Annotated in this window: 12 protein-coding genes; 4 read left to right on the forward strand and 8 right to left on the reverse strand. The window is 47.0% G+C overall.

Features of this window, described 5'->3' with window-relative positions; all coding sequences use genetic code 11:
• Window positions 1-33: 33 nt before the first annotated feature.
• Entirely contained in the window at window positions 34-4089 is a 4056-nt protein-coding gene (locus tag VIM72_RS15215; protein ID WP_332003680.1) for a PKD domain-containing protein, read from the reverse strand.
• 476 nt (window positions 4090-4565) lie between these two features.
• On the opposite strand from VIM72_RS15215, the gene VIM72_RS15220 reads away from it, so the two are divergent.
• Entirely contained in the window at window positions 4566-5906 is a 1341-nt protein-coding gene (locus VIM72_RS15220) for a lipopolysaccharide biosynthesis protein (protein ID WP_332003681.1), read from the forward strand.
• A gap of 11 nt (window positions 5907-5917) precedes the next feature.
• Window positions 5918-6763 carry a beta-1,6-N-acetylglucosaminyltransferase gene (locus tag VIM72_RS15225; protein WP_332003682.1) on the forward strand — a complete coding sequence of 282 codons (846 nt, stop codon included), beginning with the start codon at window positions 5918-5920 and terminating at the stop codon, window positions 6761-6763.
• Between the two features lie 58 nt (window positions 6764-6821).
• Here the strand turns inward: VIM72_RS15225 and VIM72_RS15230 are convergent, their stop codons facing one another.
• From VIM72_RS15230 to VIM72_RS15260, 7 genes are read right to left on the reverse strand one after another with little or no spacing between them, the layout of a single operon-like run.
• Entirely contained in the window at window positions 6822-7592 is a 771-nt protein-coding gene (locus tag VIM72_RS15230) for a class I SAM-dependent methyltransferase (protein ID WP_332003683.1), read from the reverse strand.
• 21 nt (window positions 7593-7613) lie between these two features.
• A complete protein-coding gene (locus VIM72_RS15235) occupies window positions 7614-8741 on the reverse strand; it encodes a glycosyltransferase family 4 protein (protein WP_332003684.1) in 1128 nt (375 codons plus the stop codon).
• Window position 8742: 1 nt separating this feature from the next.
• Complete coding sequence (gene asnB / locus VIM72_RS15240) at window positions 8743-10644, reverse strand: asparagine synthase (glutamine-hydrolyzing) (RefSeq protein WP_332003685.1); 1902 nt, start codon at window positions 10642-10644, stop codon at window positions 8743-8745.
• On the reverse strand, window positions 10632-11555 hold the full coding sequence (locus VIM72_RS15245) for a glycosyltransferase family 2 protein (protein WP_332003686.1): 924 nt from the start codon (window positions 11553-11555) through the stop codon (window positions 10632-10634). The genes asnB and VIM72_RS15245 overlap by 13 nt, the downstream gene beginning before the upstream one ends.
• Window positions 11539-12747 carry a glycosyltransferase gene (locus VIM72_RS15250; protein ID WP_332003687.1) on the reverse strand — a complete coding sequence of 403 codons (1209 nt, stop codon included), beginning with the start codon at window positions 12745-12747 and terminating at the stop codon, window positions 11539-11541. Before VIM72_RS15250 ends, VIM72_RS15245 begins: the two co-directional genes overlap by 17 nt.
• Window positions 12747-13898 (reverse strand): sugar transferase, encoded by a 1152-nt coding sequence (locus tag VIM72_RS15255; RefSeq protein WP_332003688.1) that lies wholly within the window; start codon window positions 13896-13898, stop codon window positions 12747-12749. The genes VIM72_RS15250 and VIM72_RS15255 overlap by 1 nt, the downstream gene beginning before the upstream one ends.
• 41 nt (window positions 13899-13939) lie before the next feature.
• A complete protein-coding gene (locus tag VIM72_RS15260; protein WP_332003689.1) occupies window positions 13940-14332 on the reverse strand; it encodes a response regulator in 393 nt (130 codons plus the stop codon).
• A 422-nt stretch (window positions 14333-14754) separates the two neighbouring features.
• On the opposite strand from VIM72_RS15260, the gene VIM72_RS15265 reads away from it, so the two are divergent.
• Window positions 14755-15939 (forward strand): glycosyltransferase family 2 protein, encoded by a 1185-nt coding sequence (locus VIM72_RS15265; protein ID WP_332003690.1) that lies wholly within the window; start codon window positions 14755-14757, stop codon window positions 15937-15939.
• A gap of 371 nt (window positions 15940-16310) precedes the next feature.
• Window positions 16311-22424 (forward strand): fibronectin type III domain-containing protein, encoded by a 6114-nt coding sequence (locus VIM72_RS15270; protein WP_332003691.1) that lies wholly within the window; start codon window positions 16311-16313, stop codon window positions 22422-22424.
• Window positions 22425-22665: the final 241 nt, after the last annotated feature.

Raw genomic sequence — 22665 nt, forward strand, 5'->3', positions numbered from 1 at the left:
GTATCAGCCATCCAGTGGTACCTGGGAAAAAATCTAGTTGCTTATTTTTATAAAACGTCCTTTCTTATTATAGCTGTTGTCCTGCGACTTCACCTCCACTATAAAATGTCCGTTTGATAAATTACTGATGTTTACATCCGACTGGAATGAGTCGGGCGTGGTAAACATTAACTGTTGCCGTATGCGGCCATTCATATCAAAAATCCTGACCTGCAAAGGCTGTTCGCTCTTGCGGACAATCTTCAGGCGTATGAAGTTTGTTGCAGGATTGGGAGATATGGCCAGCGAATCATCTGCATGAGAAATGATATCGTTGCCTATTACCGTTAAGTTAAAGGTAGTGGTAGCTGTTGCGTCCCTGTCATCTGTAACGGTGAGCCGGAACTGGTACAGCCCTGCCTGCAGGCCATTGATCAGGGTTTGTACCTGGTCGGGGCTCTTCAGATTAGCGCTGGTGGGACCGCTTACCTGCGTCCATTCATACTTCACAATAGTACCATCCGGGTCATAAGAGGAGCTGCCATCGGCAATGAATGAATTCATAGGCTGCTGAATGCTCCTGTCGCCCTGTGTTTGTGCCACCGGCGCTTTATTCTCTGCCCGTAATACCGTAATCTTAATGGTGGCATTGCTTGTAGCGCCGTTGTTGTCTGTAACCGTAAGGCGGAAAGTGTATGTTCCCTCCTGCAGGTTAGTCACGTTTGTTTTAGCGGTAGCTGCACTGGCAATGTTGCCACCGGCAGGACCGGCAGTTTTCTCCCACTGCCAGGTGGCGATTTGCCCATCGGCATCACTGGAAGCACTTCCATCCAGGGCGGCGCTGCTTACCGGCAACTGTACGGTAATATCAGGGCCCACAACAACTACCGGCGGCTTGTTAACAGGGGCCGCTGTTACCACTACATTTACAGTGGCGGTACTTGTAGCGCCGTTGTTATCTGTAACCGTAAGGCGGAAAGTGTATGTTCCCTCCTGCAGGTTAGTCACGTTTGTTTTAGCGGTACCTGCGCTGGCAATGTTGCCACCGGCAGGACCGGCAGTTTTTTCCCACAGCCAGGTTACAATTTGTCCGTCCGCATCTGTGGAGGCACTGCCATCCAGGGCGGCGCTGTTTACGGGCAATTGTATGGTAATGTTATTGCCGGCATCTGCTACCGGCGATTGGTTGGGCGCTGCTGCCAGCACCAATATGGTTACAGTAGCCGTGGCGGTAGCGTTATTATTATCTGTTACGGTTAGCTGGTAAGAGTAAGTGCCCACAGCAAGATTGTTCACGGCAGTTTGCGCAGCATCGGCTGTGGCCAGGTCGCCACCGGCAGGACCGGCAGTTTTCTGCCATAACCAGCTTACGATCTGTCCATCGGCATCCGTAGAAGCGCTGCCATTAAGCGTGGCAGTGTTTACCGGCAATTGTACCTGGATGTTTTTCCCTGCATTGGCTACGGGTGGTTTATTAGCGGCAGCCAATACCGTCACTTTCACGGTGGCGGTATCTTTTGCACCGGCATTGTCTGTAATAATGAGGCGATAGGTATATGTGCCCGCTACCAGGTTGCTTACATTCGTTTTTGCGGCGTTGGCAGCGGAAAGATCCCCCCCGGCCGGGCCGGCGGTTTTGGCCCAGGCCCATGTTGTGATCTGACCATCCGCATCGGAAGAAGCGCTGCCATCCAGCGAAGCAGTGTTTACCGGTAACTGTACCTGGATATCGCTTCCTGCGCTGGCTACCGGTGGTTTATTGGCGGCAGGCTTAACGGTAACGGTTACACTGTCGGCATCCGTAAGGCCGTTTTGATCGGTTACCGTTAATGCATATACGTAGCTGCCCTGGGTAAGATCGGTTACATTTGTTTTCACTGTATTGGGGCTCACAATTGTTCCCGCTGCCGGGCCGGAGATCTTCTTCCAGGCATAGCTTTGAATGGCACTGCCGGAAGAAGCGGTGGACAAAGCGCCATCAAGCGTTGCATAGTCAACCGGTAAGGTGATGGTTATATCACTGCCTGCATTTGAAACAGGCGGGGAAGTGGTGCCGCCGGACTTAAATTCAAACGCGCCAACATCGTATTTACTTTGCTGGGGCCTTGCGGTATTGTCAAAATCCGTTTTCAGTGCAAAGTCGCTCATATCCCTGCCCGTGTTTACGGCAGTGGAAGTAGATAGCAACCGGTAGTTTTTAGCTGCGCCATCCACGAAATTAGCGGAGGCTACATCGGTATAACAAAGGTTGTTTCCTGAAGTGAGCTTAATCGGCTGATCTCCTTTTATATACAATCCTTTTGAAGGGTAATCGAAGGCAGTTCCGGTTTCCACCAGGAGGTTATTATATACCTGGTGACCGATGGGGGTTAAATAGGCAAATATTTTGATACCGTTCTTACCTGCATCTGTATTAACGATGGTGTTATTGTAGATAATAGCAGCGGGAGGTGGAAAAAGATCTGCGGTGGTATTTTCGGGTATCTTATCTGCCACATTGATCCCTTCATAAAAAATATCGGAGATCACGTTATTATATATTTCGCTTACACCTGAACCGAAAACGGTTATTCCCGGCATGTAGCCTGTGGTGATCGTATTATTATACACTTTCAGGCTGGAGCCGGAACCGATGAGGATACCGTAGCCATGTGCAGAATTTTTTGACGTGGCATAATTTACGAGGCGGTTATTAAACACGCGGTTATCGCCGTTTTTAGCCATTGATATCTGTATCCCGTCGCTCCCGATATTCTCCAGGTCGTTGTCGTACACCCAGAGGTTTTCAATCCAGTGCGATCTCATATCCACACAGGTGCCTTCCGTCCAGTAATAATGCGTGTTACCAATGTAAAAGCCTTCACCTGAAGAGTTGCGGCATTTAATATGATGCAGTTTCACATTCTTCATTACGAAGGCGCCTTCAAGATACTGCGGCTGGGCGCAGGTTTGCAGGGTTTTAGCCTGTAACAGGATGTTGCCGTCGTGGATGTAAATATTATGTACGTCGAAGTCGGATGCTCCTACGCCCAGTGTAAGACCGAATATTTTAAGACCGGAAATGTTAGTGCCGTTGAGGTCAAAACCAAATTCATAATTCTTATCCCCGCTCCCGCTGATTTCTACAAACCGGCAGGTAGGCGCATTGAACACTGCCGCAGTGCCCTGGTTCTTTACGCCCAGTTTTACCTGGCCACCGCAGTTGATGATCACAATAGGTTTATCGGCTGTTCCGGTAAGATTGCCGAGATGCAGGTATTCATATTCCCCTGCCGGTATGCATAAAGTATCGCCCGGGCTTACATTAAATGTTTTCATGGCGTCGGGGTAATATATTTCCGCCCTGCCATTGGCGCTGTTGCTCATGGGCACCACGATGCGCTTCCCGCCTGTAACAGGAGGTGTTGTTACCGCCCCATTTTTGGTATACTGCAGCATCCACTCATACATGTTCTTACCATCTTCCTTCGTATCGGGATCATAGGCTTTGGTCCATGCATCATGCGAAGCGGAATTGTAAATAGTAAGCTTTGCCAGCGGATTGGGAGCCGGTACAGTAGCGTTGATATATTTTACCCAGTTCTTTGAATAGTCGGAAGGCACAGTGGGATCGGCATCATTGTGAAATGCCCATACAGGCGTGTTATTGGAAGCCACCACTGCTGCAAGCGTAGTGGTAGGGGGATACATACCGCAAACAACAGCGGCGCCGGCAAAAGCCTTTGCCTTCGTTTTATCTTCACAGAGTGCGCCCCAGGTTAATCCACCGCCCATACTTAAACCGGTGATATAGATACGATCGGGATCAATATCATATTTTGTAAGCAGGTAATTCTTAAACAGTGTTACATCGCCCGAACCTGGCCAGGTATTGAACTGGGGTGATATTACTATGAACGAATAGGTTTGATTATTCACCGTAAACGTGTTGGGAAATCTGCCATCTGCAATCACACGGGGCAAACCATTTCTAAGAACGGAAGATAAAGGGGAACCATAGCTGGCCAATTCGCCGTTGCCATGAAAGAACATAATCAGGGGATATTTCTTACCACTTCCCTGGCTGTAACCTGCGGGAAGATATTCATAGAAGCCTTTTATGTTAGACATGGTCGGATCACTGAAAGATCGCGCTGTCTGCACCTGGCTGAAAACAGGGACGGATCCGAAACAGGATATTATCAGTATAGCGCCTAGCCTATAAATATTGCGGCAAAAAAATTGCCTAAGCAATAGCAGATGGTTTATCATATAAATATATGGCTTGTGCAGTAGTTTTTAAAAGTCTATTCTCATACACGATACTTAAAAGTTCCCGGGAAAAGGGTTTTAATTATTGCAAAGAAAGCTATTTTTTTAATTCACATAAGAAAAAAAATTAACATATATCATTACAATAAATAAAGTATAAATATTTTATATCTATATTTATTTGTCTATTTTAAATATAACATCTCCCGGAATCTTATTATTATCAATAAAAAAATTACCTTTGCCCTTCCGGATATATCTGATATTCCTTCTTTTTTAACCTCATCCTGTAAAAAGCCATTATTATTCATACTACTTGATGTAATTAATGGTTCATGGCATTTAAACTTCTGGCGATTGTTCGTAACAGGCATTTCCATTCTCTTCTTGGAAATGTTATAATGGCTTTTTTCAACGTACTTTCCTTTGCGCTGCTGGTCAGGATGCTTTCCCTGAGCGCTTTTGGAGAATGGGTATTGTTCCTGGCCACTTATAATATCCTGGACCAGGTACGCACGGCCATGCTGCAATCAGGCATTATAAAATTCAGCGCCGGCACCGATATTACAACCAGCAGGCAGGTAACCGGGGCCGCCTGGTATATTTCCCTGCTGCTTACCTTATCCTTTATTTTATGTTCCCTCCTGGTATATGCCGTTGCTTATCCTTACTTCAGCCCTACCTGGCATTTCTTCCTGGGCTGGCTGGGCATCATGACCTTACTTTCGCTACCCTTTAACTTTGCTACATGGGTGTTGCAGGCAGCGCACCGCTTCGATAAAATTGTGCAGATCCGTATGTTGCAGAACGGGTCATTCCTGGTGTTGCTGGGTATCTTGTTTTTTATGAGACAGGTGACGCTTCATAATGTATTGTATACTTATTCATTATCCCTGCTGATCACCAGTATTTACTGCATGATATTCCGCTGGACCGCCTTAACCACTATGGCTGCCAGAACAAAGGCGCAGGCTATAGAATTGTTTCATTATGGAAAGCTGATTGTAGGCAGCATGTTTTCTTCTGCCCTGCTGAATTACTCTGATAACCTGGTGCTCAGAACTATGCTAAGCCCTACTGCGGTAGCGGTATACAGTATTCCCCAGAAATTTATGGAGGTGATAGAAATTATATTGCGCAGCTTTGTTGCTACTTCGCAGCCCACTATTTCTGCGGCCGCCAACCGGAACGACTGGAAAGAAGTGTCCAGGGCTTTTTGCAGGTACACCGGCACCGTTACTATTCTTATTCTTCCGTTTGTGATAGGGTTGCTTTTATTTACAAAACCGCTGATACTTTTGCTGGCCGCCAAAGCTTATCTTCCTGCTACGGATATTGTAAGGATATTCCTGTTTTCCGCCATCCTCTATCCTATCGACCGGTTTATTGGCGTAACGCTGGATATGATCAACAAGCCGCTGATCAATTTCTATAAAAATCTCATCAAGCTGATATTGAATATTGTGCTGGATGTTGTGCTGGTATTACTCTTTGCAGATATACGCGCTGTAGCCATCGCCTCCAGCCTGAACCTGTTGTTTGCAGTGGTATTCGGATATATCTTCCTGCGGCGTTACCTTCCTGATGTGCACCTGAGAAGCGTCATTTATTACGGTTGGCTGGAATGCAAAATATTGTTATCAAAGATTAAACTGTTCCGTTTACAGTATAAATAATTTTCAGTTTTATGAAACTAGCTTTTATTATACTGAGTCATAAAAATCCGGCACAGCTGTGCCGGTTGCTGAACAGGCTGCAGCACCCGCTCATTGATTGCTATGTACATCTTGACGCCAAATCTGATATCAATGAATGGCAGGCTGCGATGAATTTGCCGCAGGTATATTTTGTAGAGAAACGTGTGGATGTAACCTGGGCGGGATACGGCACCATACAGGCTGCCCTGAATGGCATAGAGTTCATTGAAAACTCGGGGAACCAATATGGCTTTATCCATCTTATCAGTGCGCAGGATTACCCGCTTACAGCGATGAATGTATTTTATGATTTTTTCAGCAAACGCGCAGGGCAGCAGTTCCTGGACCTGCTTCCCCCCGATGCGCTGAAGCTGATGATGCCCAAAATTACCGCTTATCATTTTGAAGATCTCCGGCTGCCGGGAAAATACCGGATCACTACGTGGATCAATAAACTGCTGCCGAAAAGAAAGCATCCCCTGAACCTGGAAGTGCATGGAGGGTCGCTCTGGTGGAGCCTTACACAGGAATGCGCCACCTGGTGTTTACGTTATATAAAAGCTCACCCTGAGTTGGAGCGTTTTTATAAATATACCTGGGGAGGAGATGAATTTATTTTCCAGACGGTGATCATGAACGGGCCGTTTAAAAACACCGTGCAAAATGATTATCAACGTTACATCGACTGGTCCGAGGGGCACGCACATCCCAAAACATTTACCATGGCCGATCTGCCCGCAATACTGCAGTCGGGTAAATTACTGGCCCGCAAATTCGATATGAGTAAGACGCCGGAGCTGCTTGACCGTATAGATGCCGCAGCGGACCGCGGATAAAAAGATAAGGCTGATCATCGCTGATCAGCCTTTCTCTTTTTTGTACCAACATTCGAAATCAACCGGCGCTTTTTCTCCATAAGGTATTAAAGCCACCGGTAAAATTGTAAGGCAATATTTCTGCTACCTGGCAATCGAGCGATTGCAGGAATTTAAGCCGTTTTGTAAGCAGGGAAAAAGGAAACACATCTTCCACGAAATTGGTTTTCGCAAACCGCACGATCTTAAAATCACTTGCCTGCGCCAGTTCCTGGAGATCTTTCCGCGTGAAGAACTGCACATGGTCCAGGTTATCGGCCTGCGACTGGGCGGTAGTACCTTTAAACCCGAGCGCGCGTTTCACTTTATTGATGTTCTTCCATAAAACCGGGTTGTTGCGCGCTTTAAGCATGGGCCTTGTTACACACAATTCCCTGGGGCCATTGCCGTTGGGCACAGTTACCACCAGCAGGCCATCATCCTTCAGCGACGCATGAATGGTATTCAGCAGCAGCTGCGGCTGATCAAGATGTTCCAGTACTTCGCTGCAGATCACGGCATCATAGGTTTCCCCCTGGGCTGTAAGCGCTTCCGCGCTGATGGCGGCAAATTTTACATTGGGGTAAGTATTGCGCTGCTGTGCTACTGCAATTGTTTTTTCGCTGATATCTATTCCCAGCACTTCATAGCCAAACTGCCCGAGATGCCGGCTGATAACGCCATTACCACATCCTACATCCAGCACACGGCCTCCATCTGGAATGTTGCTTTTCAAACTATCCGTTATAAAATTCAGTCGTTTTATATCGGTAATCCGGTCGTATTCGTAGGTGATCACGGTTTTTGTCATTTTGCAATTGATAAAATGTTATTATTTACAAAGCTGTTGATATACAGCCGCAATTTTTTCTGTCATGCCCGCCACGTTAAAATTCGCTGCAATGGCGGCTTTCGCATTGTTCTGCAACCTGGCTCTCAGTGCGCTGTCGCCCGCTACCTTCACCATCGCCGCAGCCAATGCCGCCGGGTTGCCTGATGGTACCAGCAGCCCGTTCTCTCCATCCTGCACTGCTTCTTTGGTACCATCCACATCGCTGGCAATAACGGCTTTTCCCATCGCCATTGCCTCGAGTACGCCAATGGGGAAGCCTTCCCACAGGGAGGGTAAGCAATAGATGTCGGCTGCATGCAGCACTGCCGGTACATCCTGTCGGAAGCCGGCAAATGTTACCTGCTTTTCAATGCCTGCTGCCGTCGCAGCAGCTGTTGCAGCGTCCATCAACTCTCCATCACCTATCATCAGCAAATGTAGCTGTGGCGCCTGTTGCAGTGCCGCGGCAAAACCCCTGATCATCCCTACCGGGTCTTTCTGGTAAGTCATGCGTGCAATAAAACAAACCAGCAGCTTATCTTCCGGTATGCCATATTCCGCGCGCAGATCGGGGTATTGCGCATCCGGATTAAACTTCTGCAGGTTGATCCCGTTCCTCACCACGATACCGGAAAACCCTTTCAGGGCTTTGATACCGGTTTGCCGGTTGGATTCAGACACACAAATATTCACCTGCGTTTTACGGGTAATAAATTTTTCGGCGGCAATACGTAAACGTTTTGCCAGCGGATGTAATCCATCGTGAAAAGACCAGCCATGAATAGTGTACACCACCGGTAAACGCAGCTGGCGTGCAGCCCACAGCACATTTGTATTGGCGCGGGTACCGTGCACATGCACAATGTCTATCTGCTGGTCTTCCATCAATTTCTTCACCTTTTTCCATACGCTGATATCAAATGCTTTCTCACTTTCGATAACAAACGCAGGAATATTCATTTTCTGTAAAGCCGTTATCATAGGGCCTTCTGTAAAGGAAAGCACAATGGGATCAAATGCTGTTTTATCCAGCGACGCCACCAGGTCAAGTACATGACTTTCTCCCCCGCCGATCTTACCCTGGCGGATGGTTTCAAGTACCCTTGTTTTGCCATTCATGTTGCCCATACTATAATTTTTCTATCCAGCGGCTGTACCATAACTGGAAAACCAGCATATTCCATAATTTCTGATGACTCACTTTACCACCCGACAGGTAATTCTTCAACAAACCTTCCACATGCGGCACATTGAAAAGCCCTGATTTTGCCAGGCGCTCCCCGGAAAGATAATATTGCATCTGCTCCTTCAGCTCATCCCTGAACCATTCCTGCAACGGCGCAATAAAAGGTCTTTTGGGACGCTCCATCAAAGACTTTGGAATATACTTATGTACAATTGTTTTCAGGATATATTTATTGATACCGTCTTTGACTTTAAGCCCTGCGGGCACCTTTGCCAGGAACTCCACCAAACGGTGATCCAGCATCGGTTCGCGGCCTTCAATACTTACCGACATGGTGGCCCGGTCTACCTTCACCAGGTTGTTATCTACCAGGAAAGTTTTATAATCCACTGCCAGTAAACGGTTCAGCGGATCGTTCATGCTGTCCAGTTCCCCGTTCATGTCGAAGTTGGTTTTATATCCATCTGCCGGTACGGCGGTATAATAATTCACTTCATTTTCAGTAAGGTACTGGCTGATATATTTCAGGGCATGCTGCGGCTTACCGCTGGCCCATATCAGTTTCATTTTCTCATAGCGGGAAGCGAAGTTATACTGCTTGTTAAAATAAGGGATCACTTCCGGCGATACTACCGACATGGCCGCGCTGAGCGTGCGTTGCAGTGGTTTGGGAAAGCTGCCGGTATAGCGGAGCGACTGGTTAAATTTATTATATCCTGCAAACACTTCATCTCCCCCATCTGCAGAGAGCACCACTTTTACTTCCTTACTGGCAAACCTGCTCACCAATGTGGTAGGTACCGTGGAGTTATCAGCAAATGGCTCATCGTATATTTCCGGCAGGTGATGCAATACCTCTTTTGCTTCAGCCGGGCCAACTATCCATTCATGATGTTCCGTACCCAGGTGCATGGCGATTTTCTTTGCTTCTCTCGACTCATCCCACTGTGGCTCCTTGTAGCCAATGGTAAAGGTTTTGATGCGGCTGGAAGTATCAGACTGCAACAGGGCCGCAACGCTGGCACTGTCGTATCCCCCACTGAGAAACACCCCCACCGGTACATCGGACACCATGCGGTAATTGTATGCACTATGCATGAGTTGCTCCGTATGTTTGATCACATCAAATTCAGACAATCCAGTAAGCGGCTGCCGGTAAGCATCCAGCACATTCCAGTACTGCAGTTCTTTCACCGAAGCATCGTTCAGCGACAACTTCAACAGGTGGCCGGGTTTCAGCTTATGCGTGTTCCTGTAAATAGTATAAGGAGCAGGAATATAACTGTATTGGAGAAAGAGGGATAAACTTTTTTCATCGATCTCTTTCCTGAATGCGGGGTGTTCACAAATGCCTTTCAGTTCGGAGGCAAAAAGCAGGGTGCGGTTATGCCAATAATAATATAATGGCTTAACACCGGCACGATCGCGGAAAAGGGTTACCTCTTCCGCCGTGCGGTCATAAATCACAAAGGCAAACATGCCGATGCATTTATCGAGGATCTTTTCCTTCCATTGCGCATAGCCTTTCAGCAGTACCTCCGTATCGGCGCCGGAATGAAAGTGGTGGCCCAGCTTTTCCAGCTCTGTACGGATCTCCTTGAAGTTATATATCTCGCCATTGAAAATAATGGAATATTGTTCGAAGTGCATGGGCTGGTGGCCGGACCGGGAGAGATCCAGGATGGACAAACGGCGCTGCCCCAATCCTACAGCGGCCCGGGGATGTTCGTATACTTCATAGCCGGCATCATTTGGCCCGCGATGCGCCATTACATCTGTCATGCTACGCAGGATGTCTGCGTCTGATTTTTGGGTAAAATCAATAAACCCTGCTATGCCACACATAAATTATCCGGTTTTGGGTGTTTAAGATTCCAGAATATTCCTTTCCAGAATGCATTCATATGAACTGATTCCCTTTTTAGTAAAAACTGAACTGTGTTTTTGGGAATAGTGAGAAAAATAAAATACAGTATGAAGAACATCCTGGCAGGAAGCTTTACGTTCCGGCGCATGAATAATATCCTGTTACGTGTAATATAATAAGTTTTCAGGGGACTGTTCTTACCAGTGGTCATAGACTCTTTATGATAGATCAGCGACTTGTACTGGTAGTAAATTTTGTAGCCCTGGCGTTTGAACTGCTCGCACCAATCGAATTCCTCGTAATAGAGGAAATATACTTCCGGCATCAGTCCTACTTTGGCGAGGGCGCGCGCAGATACCATCATCGCTCCCCCGTGTGCATAATGCGTTTCCGATATTGCGTCGTACTGGCCATTATCCTGTTCCCGGCAGCCTATCATGCTGTTTCTGCCGGTAAGCGTATCTACTGCTTTATAACCTGCGTACTCTATGGTTCCTTTCTGGAAAAAGTAATGAAACTTAGGGCTTACCACACCAGCGTCGGGATGTTTGGCAAATACTTCCAGCAGCCCTTCTATCAATCCTTCGGTAAACTCTGTATCATTATTCACCAGGAAAAGATATTCGCCGCGGGCGGCTTTAATACCCAGGTTATTTCCTCCTGCAAAACCCAGGTTATCTTTGCTTTCAATAACGATAGCCGATGGGTATTCGTTCTTTATGGCCGTAGCAGGGCTTTCTGCAGAGGCGTTATCCACTACAATCACTTCCAGGTTAGGATAGCTGATCCTGTTAAGGGAGGCCATTAGCTCCACGGTTACCTTTGCATTGTTATAATTAACAGTGATAATGGATACCAGCGGATAATATGTATTACTTTCTGGCTGCATCTAATAAAGGATTATCAATACCTGTTTGTGTATGGGTAGTGTGTATAAATGTTTTATCTGCTCCTTTCAGGCGGAACAGCAATAATATCATGATGCCAACAGCGCGTGGTAAGGTAACCATGGCTGTAAGAAGATATTTTGTAAAGAACTTTCCCGGGATGGGCAGTAAGAGGCTAAGTATATTCAGTATAAACAAAGCCACCCACCAGTAAAAAGGAACAGGCGAAAAACGCTGCAGCAGGAAACCGGTGGCCGTACAAACCGTTAATGCTGCCAGCAGCAGCATACGCGGCAGTAATGCGTTCTGGCATACCGCCAGGTTAAAATAATTCACGTTGCCTTTGAATAAAGCAGCCCATCCCCTGCCCCAGAATGTGCGCAAATATACCAGCTGGCTCGACATCCAGCGTTTCCGCTGGTTTTCAAATACGGCCGCATGTGTAATCTTTTCATCATACACATAAGCATCTTCCAGGTATAAAATACTATGTCCTTTTGCGATCACCAGTAATTGCAGCACTTTATCAAACCCGCCGGTAGCCTGTATTTCACTAAGAATCTGTTTGATAAGCGGGTAATGAAAGGCCATACCGGAACCAATTACAGAAGACGACAGCCCCAATGCGTTGGCGCCTTTGCGGTAAAGATGATTGGCAATGATTTCATTGGCAGCATCCAGGATGGCAAACGGTGTATTCAGGTTCTTGGCAACCCTTTGCCCCTGGATAGCATAATGCCCCTGCTGGTAAGCATGATTGATCTTTAAAAGAAAATCTGCTTCCAGCATATTATCCGCATCACAGATCAGCGCCAGGTCGTAATTGTCTCCTAATCTTTCAAAAGCCGCATTCAGCGATTTAGCCTTGGTGCTTTTATCGAACTTAACCGGTATCACGTTCACACCAGTAGCCGCCAGCTCCTCCATGGTCCGTGACTGCAGGGAATCTGCAATCACTACTACTTCAAACTGGTGTAAAGGATAGTGCAGGCGGTTATAACTGTTAACAGTGGATAAAATAATACTGTCTTCCTTATAAGCCGGGATGAGAATGGCAATCTTCGCATAAGTAACCGTTTCCTCATATGCAATCTTCTTTTTCCGGCTCAAGCGGCCGGCGATGGCTAACAAAAGATTGTACAGTACGCAACCGGCCAGGTAAACAAACAGTATTACTGCTATAATCGTTATCATTATACATTGTCTTTTTGTACAAGCGCGAATGGCGTGCTTGCCATCAGCCACATATCGTATCTCAGCGAGCGTTTATGGGCGTAATCAATATCCAGGTCTATCCTTTCTTTTACGGACATATCTTTCTTACCTCTTTTACTTACCTGCCATAAGCCTGTAATACCGGCGGGGGCGAGGAATCTTTCCACCCATTCGTCGGTAGTGAGGGTATTGGCTTCATATAAAGGCAAGGGGCGGTTCCCTACCAGCGACATATCTCCTTTCAGTACATTAAGCAACTGCGGGATCTCATCCAGGCTGGTATTGCGCAGGAAGCTTCCGAGTTTGGTTACCCTTGGATCGTTGGATACTTTTATGAAAACAGGACCGTTTGTTTGTCCGTCGTATTGGTTGAGGTGTTTGATTTTATCCAGCTGCCTGTCTGCATCCGGTACCATGGTCCGGAACTTGTAAAACTTAAAGACCCGGTAATTCCTGCCGGCGCGTTTGGCGGCGTAAAATACGGGGCCTTTGGATTCCAGCCTGATAAGGATAGCAATTACCAGCATTACAGGGCTCAGCACCAGTAAGCCTCCACCTGCCAGCGCTATATCAAGGGAACGTTTCAGGAAGTTGCTGTAGAACCTGCGGGTATATAACCGTGTACGCAGGCTGCTGCTTTTATATACCGGGAAGGTGCGCATACGTTTTACCTTACTCACGATGGCGATTTTATTCCCCAGCACATGCCAGGCATCCTGTGTGATAATATCATCAATAAAGGCATGCCTGCTTACCAGCGATTTCATTTCATCAAACCCTTTATCTGTATATACAAAAAAGGGAATAGAGCAAAGGAACTGGTGTGTTTTAAAATAGGTATTCCATTCCGACAGGGCCGATTCATAGCCGCTGTCGAACCGGTAAATAATGGCTGCGGGCACTTTCTTAAAAATGTGCTGCAACTGGTTGATCACTTTCTCTGCATCTGCTACATCCTCCGTCACTATACATCTGAATTGGTTGTTTTCAGCCTGCATCCCTTTATGCGGTGCTCCTACAAAAAGTAAGATGCTTTCTGCATCCGGACCTTCGTAAAGCAATGTGCTTTCACCGGTATCGGTTCCTCTGATGCTTTCTACCTGCAGTGAATTTTGGGTAAAGATATTCATCGGTTAAAAATTAGTAGTGTATTCGTAGGTGACAATAACATTTATACAGCAGCCGCAGTCAATTGTTTTTCCAGTATAAAATTTACTTTATCCAACAATTGCATCGGGTCGAAAGGCTTTTGGAGCACTTCTCTCACATTGTTATATTTTGTTGACAGATCATTTATTTTATCGGGATAGAACCCGGAAAGCACCACCACCGGTGTATCCTGGTAAAGATAGCTACCAGACAGGTAATCCAGTAATTCCCAGCCATCAATATTTGGCATCTGCAGGTCTGTAATGATCAGGTCTGCTTTATTACCTTTCAGCAGCCAGGTAATTGCTACCAGTCCGTCCTGTGCGGAAACCACGGAATATTCTTTTCCTAAAAGCGCCTCCAGCAAATAACGCATTGGCATACTATCATCTATTATCAAAATTGTCTTTTTCATTTATACCTTCTTTACAAACAATTACTTAAAACCGTTAATATGGGCTATGCAAAAAAACATGCAAGCTACCGAAGGCTTTTGATGGGATGTGGTCAATTATTAGTCAGGTAAGTTACCTTCTGCGGTTTTAGCAAGGGGATATGAGAGAGGAAAAATGGTTTTTACATTTCAATGTTCGTTACCGGATTTGTTACCAGATGAACATGGAAGCAAAAGTATTATTTTCAGGATATCATAAATACTTTTTTTGGTAAACGACTTAATTTTTAGGGTAAGTGTTGGAATTTTTACTGTAAACGGTGACGAACATCTCAAAAAAAGGGATAAACAAACATCCGATACAAAAATTCAATTGTGTATGACCCAAATTATGATACTTTTGCATTGAAAATATACGTACCCCCATAAAAGTATCGTCCGCTATGTCAATTTTGTCTGTGATCTTCTGGCTAAGTGTTTTTATTGTATGCTACAGCTATATAGGATATGGCGTGCTCCTTTATCTTGTTATCCTCGTAAAACGTTTACTACAGGGCAAACCAGCTGATAAGCCTGCAGCATTTGTGCCGGATGTTACCTTTCTGGTAGCTGCCTATAATGAAGAAGATTTTATCGGGGAAAAGATAAAAAACAGCCTGGCCATGGATTATCCTGCCGGGAAAATACAGTTCATTTTTGTGACAGACGGATCTTCCGACAACACCAATGAAATTATTTCGCAGCATCCGCAGATAACGTTATTATATGAGCCTCAGCGAAGGGGAAAAATGGCTGCCGTAAACCGTGCGATGGGATTTGTGAACACGCCGTTTGTAGTATTGTCGGACGCCAATACATTGCTGAACCCCGCTGCTGTATCATTGCTCATGCAACGCTTTGCCGACGAACGGGTGGGTGCGGTAGCCGGCGAAAAAAAGGTGATGCCCACTACCGGGGGCGCAGAAGCGCAGGGCGAAGGCATGTACTGGAAATATGAGTCCCTGTTAAAGAAATGGGATGCGGAACTTTATAGTGTAATGGGCGCTGCCGGCGAACTGATAGCTCTACGTACCAGCCAGTACGAACATCAGCTGGAAGATACCATACTGGACGACTTCATGATCTCTTTCCGGATAAATATGAAAGGCTATACCGTGATGTATGAGCCTGCCGCCTACGCCATGGAAACCTCATCAGCGTCCCTGCAGGAAGAATATAAACGTAAAGTACGGATCAGTGCAGGCGGTTTTCAATCGATGGGCAGGCTGCTTCCTTTGCTGAATCCTTTCAGGTATCCAAAAATCACCTGGCAATATATCTCCCATCGCGTGCTGCGCTGGACGCTGGCGCCTTTATCTCTTTTACTGGCGCTGGTTTCCAATATTTTTCTTATCATGTCAGGAGCTGGTACCATATATATGGCCACGGGTATTTTGCAGTTACTTTTTTATGCCGCAGCGCTTACCGGCTATCTGCTGGCCAGGAAGCAGATCAAGGCTAAATATTTCTACATCCCTTTCTATTTTGTATTCATGAACGTAGCGGTTTACATCGGTTGCATACGCTTTTTCAGGAAACGGCAATCAGCAGTTTGGGAAAGGGCGCAACGTAGTATCGCAGTTCAATAAGGGTTCGCCTCTATATTTCACCCGATAAAAATTTGCGTTTACCAGCAAAAAAACGCCGTTTGCAAAAAAAATCATAATATATAGAACCAGTTATTTACTTTAGCGGTGAATATATAAAAACCAATTGTCGTAAATGGGCTGAGAATACAAATATGCCATCAATAAAGTGATGATTTACCTACAGCCATTTTCTCCAAAGACCTCATCCTTCGATAAAGCCACGTTTGCTTTGGATCTATATCCCGAGCGTATTTAATTTTACCATCTCCTCTGAATTACAGGTATTTCCGGCTTCCCGGATCAGTGCTTGTTTATACTTTTTTCCTGCAGCAACCGAATAACTGCAGGATAACCATACATAATATATGTCCATGAATCGAACTTTACACCGCATGCTCCTTTTGATGCTTTTGGCATTATGCTGCCTTCCGGCAGTAAAAGCCCAAACAGCATTAAACCCCAGTGATCCCGTAATCACTTACAACGCTGCCAATCCTCCTGCAGCCCCTACCTACGACAAGATCACCAAATGGGTGAGAACTGTCCGTATGAGTTACAATACGGACTCTTATAAATCCTACATTTATAAGAACATGGCGTTTCGCCTAAAATTCCCTAAAACCTATGCCCCTGGCGTAAATGACGGGAAAAAGTATCCCATTTACCTGTTCTTTCATGGCGTGGGTGAAAAAGGAACGATCTATGATAACGAATACCAGTTATTATGGGGAGGACAAACATGGGCAAACCGGGTTGATAACGGAACTTTCGACGGCTATCTCATTTATCCCCAGAGCCAGGGCGGCTATTGGGGCCCCAACGATTATGACAACCTGAAAGAGGTGATCGATTCTATTGTGACCAGCGCAAAAGGAGATCCCGACCGGTTGATCGTAAATGGCTTGTCCGGTGGCGGATGGGGCACCTGGGAATTCACCATGCGCTACCCGCAGTTAACCGCAGCCTCCCTCCCTATGAGCGCCATGGCAATTGACTATGGCAATCATATTGATACCTACAAGTTCACGCAGATGTGGCTTTTCCAGGGAGGTTTAGACGGCAACCCCGCCCCCTATACCACCAACCAGGTGGTAGCCCTCATTAATGCCGCAGGCGGTAATTTTAAACTCACTACTTATCCCAACGATGAGCATAATACCTGGATCGATGCCTGGAATGAGCCGGACTTCACCCCCTTCATGCTGAGGGCCAACAGGCTGAATCCTTACCCGTTATTTGGCTCGTCCACTTTTTGCCCGGGTGAAACTATCACCGTTGGTATAGCCCCGGGATTCCAGCAATATGAATGGCAGAAAGACGGTGTTACTATCTCTACCGGTACCTCCAATTCCATCGTGGTAACCGCGCCTGGCAGCTACCGCGTAAGAGGCCAGCTGCCAAACGGATGGACAGGATGGTCGCCTACGCCACTGGTGATCAGCTACAAGCCTGCTTCTCCCAAACAAACCATTACTACATCGCCGGCACTCGCCAGTAATGTGCTCCCTGCTCCGGACGGATCTACCAGCGTTACGCTGCAGGTACCTTCCGGCCTGATCAGTTATGAATGGATACGTGGAGGCAGCACTACTGTGCTCAGTACTACCAATACCTTAACCACTTCTACCCCGGGCGCTTATGTAGTGCGGGTAACCACACAGGGAAATTGTATCGGCACTTATTCCGATACTTTCAGAGTGATAAACAGCACCGGTGTAAATGGCCCTGATCCTATCAGCAGCCTGGCGGTAAACAGTTTCACCAAAACGCAGATCGTTTTGTCGTGGACAGAAAACGCTACTCCTGCTTACAACGAAAAATACTTCGAAGTATACCGTGCCACCCAGGCCGGTGGCCCGTATACGCTTGTAGGAAGGAACAATGCCAACGTGGTTACGTTTACAGATAATAACCTGGTTCCAAACACCAACTACTTCTATAAGGTACGGCCTGTAAACGATAATGCAGCCGGACCTCTCTCTGCAGAAGTAAAAGGCACTACTGCATCAGACAGCTCTGCTCCTTCTGCTCCTCCGTCTCTGACCCTCGGCAGCTATACCAACAACCAGGTAATACTGAACTGGCTGGCCGCTACAGATGATGCAGGTATTGCAGGCTATGATATATACGCCAACAACGCATTGAAAATGTCGGTTGGCAACGTGCTTACCGCTACGGTAACAGGGCTTGCAGATGGTACCCTGTACAACTTCTATGTAAAGGCAAAAGATGTGTCGGGAAAATCATCTACCCCTAGTAACCAGGTAACGGTGAGAACCAAAAAGGCTAATCTTTCCTATAAATATTATACTGGCAGTTACAGTAACCTGCCCAACTTTACCAATCTTACGCCAGCCCAGACAGGTAAGTCTTACGTGCCGGATCTTTCCGTTGCACCCGCAGGCGTTGCTAACTACGCGGTGATGTGGACTGGTTACATCCGCATCCCGGTTACCGGTACTTATAAGTTTGAAACCTATTCAGACGATGGCAGCAAGCTATACTTCAATAAAACGTACAGCAACAGCGCTACGGCTACCGTGAATAACGACGGCTCACATGCGGCCACTTACGCATCAGGTAGTGTAACTGTAAATGCAGGCGTATACCCGATTACGGTTACTTACTTCCAGGGAGGCGGCGGTTCCGCCATGGGCGTATACTGGACCAGCACTGCTGCCGGTATCAATACCCGCACACAGATCCCGGCTGAAGCCTTTGTGGATACATCTGTTGTAAACGGTACGGCACCAACTGCTCCAACCACCCTGGCAGTGGCAGTAAACAATTACAGTAAGCTGAACCTTACCTGGGCAGACAAGAGCAACAACGAAACCGGCTTCGAAATTTACAGAAGCACCAGCAGCGGCGGAACCTACACAATTGTTGCTACTACCGCAGCCAATGCTGTAAGCTATACAGATACTGCGCTGAACGCCTCTACTGCTTACTATTATAAAGTAAGGGCTATCGGCCTCTATGGTGAATCTGCTTATACCAGTGTAGCAAATGCCACTACAGCGGCGAAACCGTTGCCACCGGCAGTACCTACCAACCTGGTTACACAGGCGCTTTCCACACAGGTGGTGAAACTGACCTGGACAGATAACAGCACCATTGAAACAGGTTATGAAATACAACGCTCCCTTGCAGACAGCCTGCATTTCAGCGTGCTGAAGAGCGTAGGCCCTGTGGCATCCGGACAGGGAACCTTCTCTGATTCTTCCCTCGCAGCCAATACAGTAGTGTACTATAAAGTAAGAGCTTATGGAGAAGGCGGCTACTCTGCCTTCACAAAAGCAGTGATGGCAAAATCACTGAATAATCCGCCGGTGATAGCTGATATCAGCAGCCGCACCATCCGCTATGGTACCACCCAAAGTATACCATTATCGGCTACTGATCCGGATAATGATGCCATTACTTTCAGTCTTTATAATGCACCGGCATTTATTACACTGCAGCAAAACGCCGGCGTTACTTCCCTGAACCTGGCGCCAACTGCTGCACAGCAGGGCACTTATAACGGCGTGGGGGTAATTGCCACAGACGCCAATGGCGGAAAGGATACTGCATTGTTTAATCTCATTGTAAATGATAACTATCCGCCGGTGATAGATTCTGTTGCAGGATGGAGTGTAGATGAAGGCACACAGAGAACCGTAAAGGTATCCCTGCACGATCAGAACCCTGGTAATACCTTCACCTGGACAGCGCTTCAGATTCCTTCTTTTGCTTCAATAACCAGCAATAACGACACCTGCTTAATTACCCTGCAACCGGGCTATGGCGCTTCCGGCACCTATACCGTTAAGTTACAGGCAACAGATAACCAGGGTGGTATTGATGTTCGGAGCTTTGTATTAACCGTGGTGGATAAACCAACACCAAACTACAAGCTGCTCCTTAACTTCACATTGAACGCCCCTGCACCTGCACCGTGGAATAATATCACCGGCGCTACCTCCAACCTGAAAGATGACAACGGACAAACAACCAGCGTTGGCTTGTCGTTCGACGAATCATGGTGGGCCGCAGGAACAGAAGGCGCTACCACCGGTAACAACAGTGGTATATACCCTGATGTGGTAATGAGCCAGTATCTCTACTTTGGTTCGCTCCCTGGCTTCTTTACAGGAGCTCCATCTATGCACGGGCACATCACCGGGCTGGAAACCAACAGGACTTATTCTATCAAGTTCTTCTCCAGCAGCAAATGGTGGGCGCCACAGCCGGATAACGGCAGCACTCAATACACTATTAACGGTGTGAGCAAAACCCTGAACGTTCAGAATAATACGACCAATGCAGCGGTATTTGAAAACCTGACTGCAGATGCCAACGGCGAAATTAAATTTACGCTCAGCATACCTGCCGGTGGACAGGTAGGTTACCTGAATGCGATGGAAATAAATGCAGGCGGAGCAGGCGATACCAATGTGGTAGTAAACCAGCCTCCTGTAATTACGGCCATTCCGAATAAAACATTAACAGCCGGAGACACCCTGCACGTAGCGCTTTCAGGTACAGATCCTGAAAATGACGCGATCACTTATACCGGTTATAACCTTCCTGCCTTTGTTTCCGTGGTACAGTCGCCAGGTGCGCCTTATCTCCTGGTGTCTCCTGCTACCAACAATGCGGGCCAGTACAACAACATCGGTGTAATTGGCGCAGATACGCATGGCAACAGCGATACAGCCGTATTTAATCTCACGGTAAATGCACCGGCAGGTGGAGATACCAGTGGTTATAAACTGCTTATCAGTATCAAACAGAATTCTACGGCACCAGCGCCATGGAATAACGTAACCGGAAGAGTGACCAACAACCTGAAAAATGACCAGGGACAAACAACTGCATCCAGCCTGGTATTTGATGAAAGCTGGTGGGCTACCAACGGCGAAGGCGCCATTACCGGCAACAACAGCGGTGTGTACCCGGATGCCGTGATCAACGACTTCCTCTACTTCGGCTCATTGCCTGGCTTCTTCACAGGAGCGCCAAGCATGACCGGTCATATCACAGGACTGGAAGCCGGTAAGAAATTTACCGTTAAGTTCTTCTCCAGCAGTAAATGGTGGGCGCCACAGCCAGATAACGGCAGCACCAAGTTCACCATCAATGGAGTGAGCCAGACCCTGTATGTACAGAACAATTCCCAGAGCGTGGTGAGCTTCGCCAACCTCAGCCCTGATGCAAATGGTGAGATCGTATTTACGCTGAGCATCCCTGCTGGCGGACAGGTAGGTTACCTGAATGCCATTGAAGTAGTGGCAGGTACTTCTACAGCACCAACAGTCAATCACGCACCGGTAATAGCAGATATTGCCAACCAGAGCCTGGAGGCAGGTTACAGCCTGAATATCCCTGTGACGGCAACAGACCAGGACAACAACCCGATTACGTACAGTACCGTCAACCTGCCTTCCTTTGTGACCCTGGTACAATCAGGTGGTAACGTATCACTTTCCGTGGCGCCAACCATCAGCGATGCAGGCACTTACAATAACGTAAAAGTTATTGCCAGAGACAGCTACGGCGCTGCAGACACCACTACGTTCAATATTACCGTAACGCCTCCGCCTAATACCAGCGGCAGCTACAAACTGTTACTGAACTTCAAGCTCAATAACACTGCACCGGCGCCATGGAATAATATCACAGGCGCAACATCTAACCTGAAAAACGACCAGGGCCAGACCACTACCGTTGGATTAAGCTTCGATGAAACATGGTGGGCAGCAGGCGTAGAAGGCGCTACTACCGGTAACAACAGCGGCGTGTACCCGGATGTGGTACTGGCTGAATACCTCTACTTTGGCTCACTGCCAGGCTTCTTTAGCGGCGCACCGGTAATGCACGGCCACCTTACAGGATTAAACGCCAATACCACTTACACCATTAAGTTCCTGTCGAACAGTAAATGGTGGGCGCCTCAGCCTGATAACGGCAGCACCCAATTCACTATCAATGGTGTAAGCAAAACCCTGAGCGCACAGAACAATACCAGCAACACGGCAGACTTTACCAATCTTACTGCTGATGCCAACGGTGAAATTGCCTTTACACTCAGTATTCCTCCGGGCGGACAGGTAGGCTACCTCAACGCCATGGAAATAGTAGCTACCACCAACATCCAGAACCTGAACAACAATACCCAGGCGATGGGATTAGGCAACAATATCATAACCACCAACAATGCCCTGAAAGGCAGCATGGAGGTGAACGTTTATCCTAATCCTTATGTAGATAACCTGGCGATAGATATGACACTGCAGAAAACAGCACCTGTAATGCTCATTGAAATCATGGACCTGAGCGGCAAACGCCTCTACGGCGAAACAAGGAAAGAAGTTCCGCAGGGTAAAAACCTGATCAGGATCAATACCCAACGCACGGTTACCTTGCCAGGCGTGTATTTCCTGAAAATCACTTCTTCTACCGGTGAAACGAAGAGCGTTAAACTTGTCAGGCAGAATTGAGTTGTAACTGAATGATTATGATAAAAATAAGACCGTTCCGGGGAATATTCCGGAACGGTTTTTTTATAAAATATTCGCTTTACCCGGAAAACTTCAACGGTTACCAACTAAATTTTATGTTTCGCTTAAAAATAAAGTGTCTTTTAATATAATCTTTTACCTTTGAGCCATAACCGGATATACCAGGATAGCTTTGCTCCCCGGATATCTCTCCATTAACCTCATCCTCGCCAAAAACCTG

This window comes from Chitinophaga sp. (assembly GCF_036569185.1).
Taxonomy (GTDB): Bacteria; Bacteroidota; Bacteroidia; order Chitinophagales; family Chitinophagaceae; genus Chitinophaga.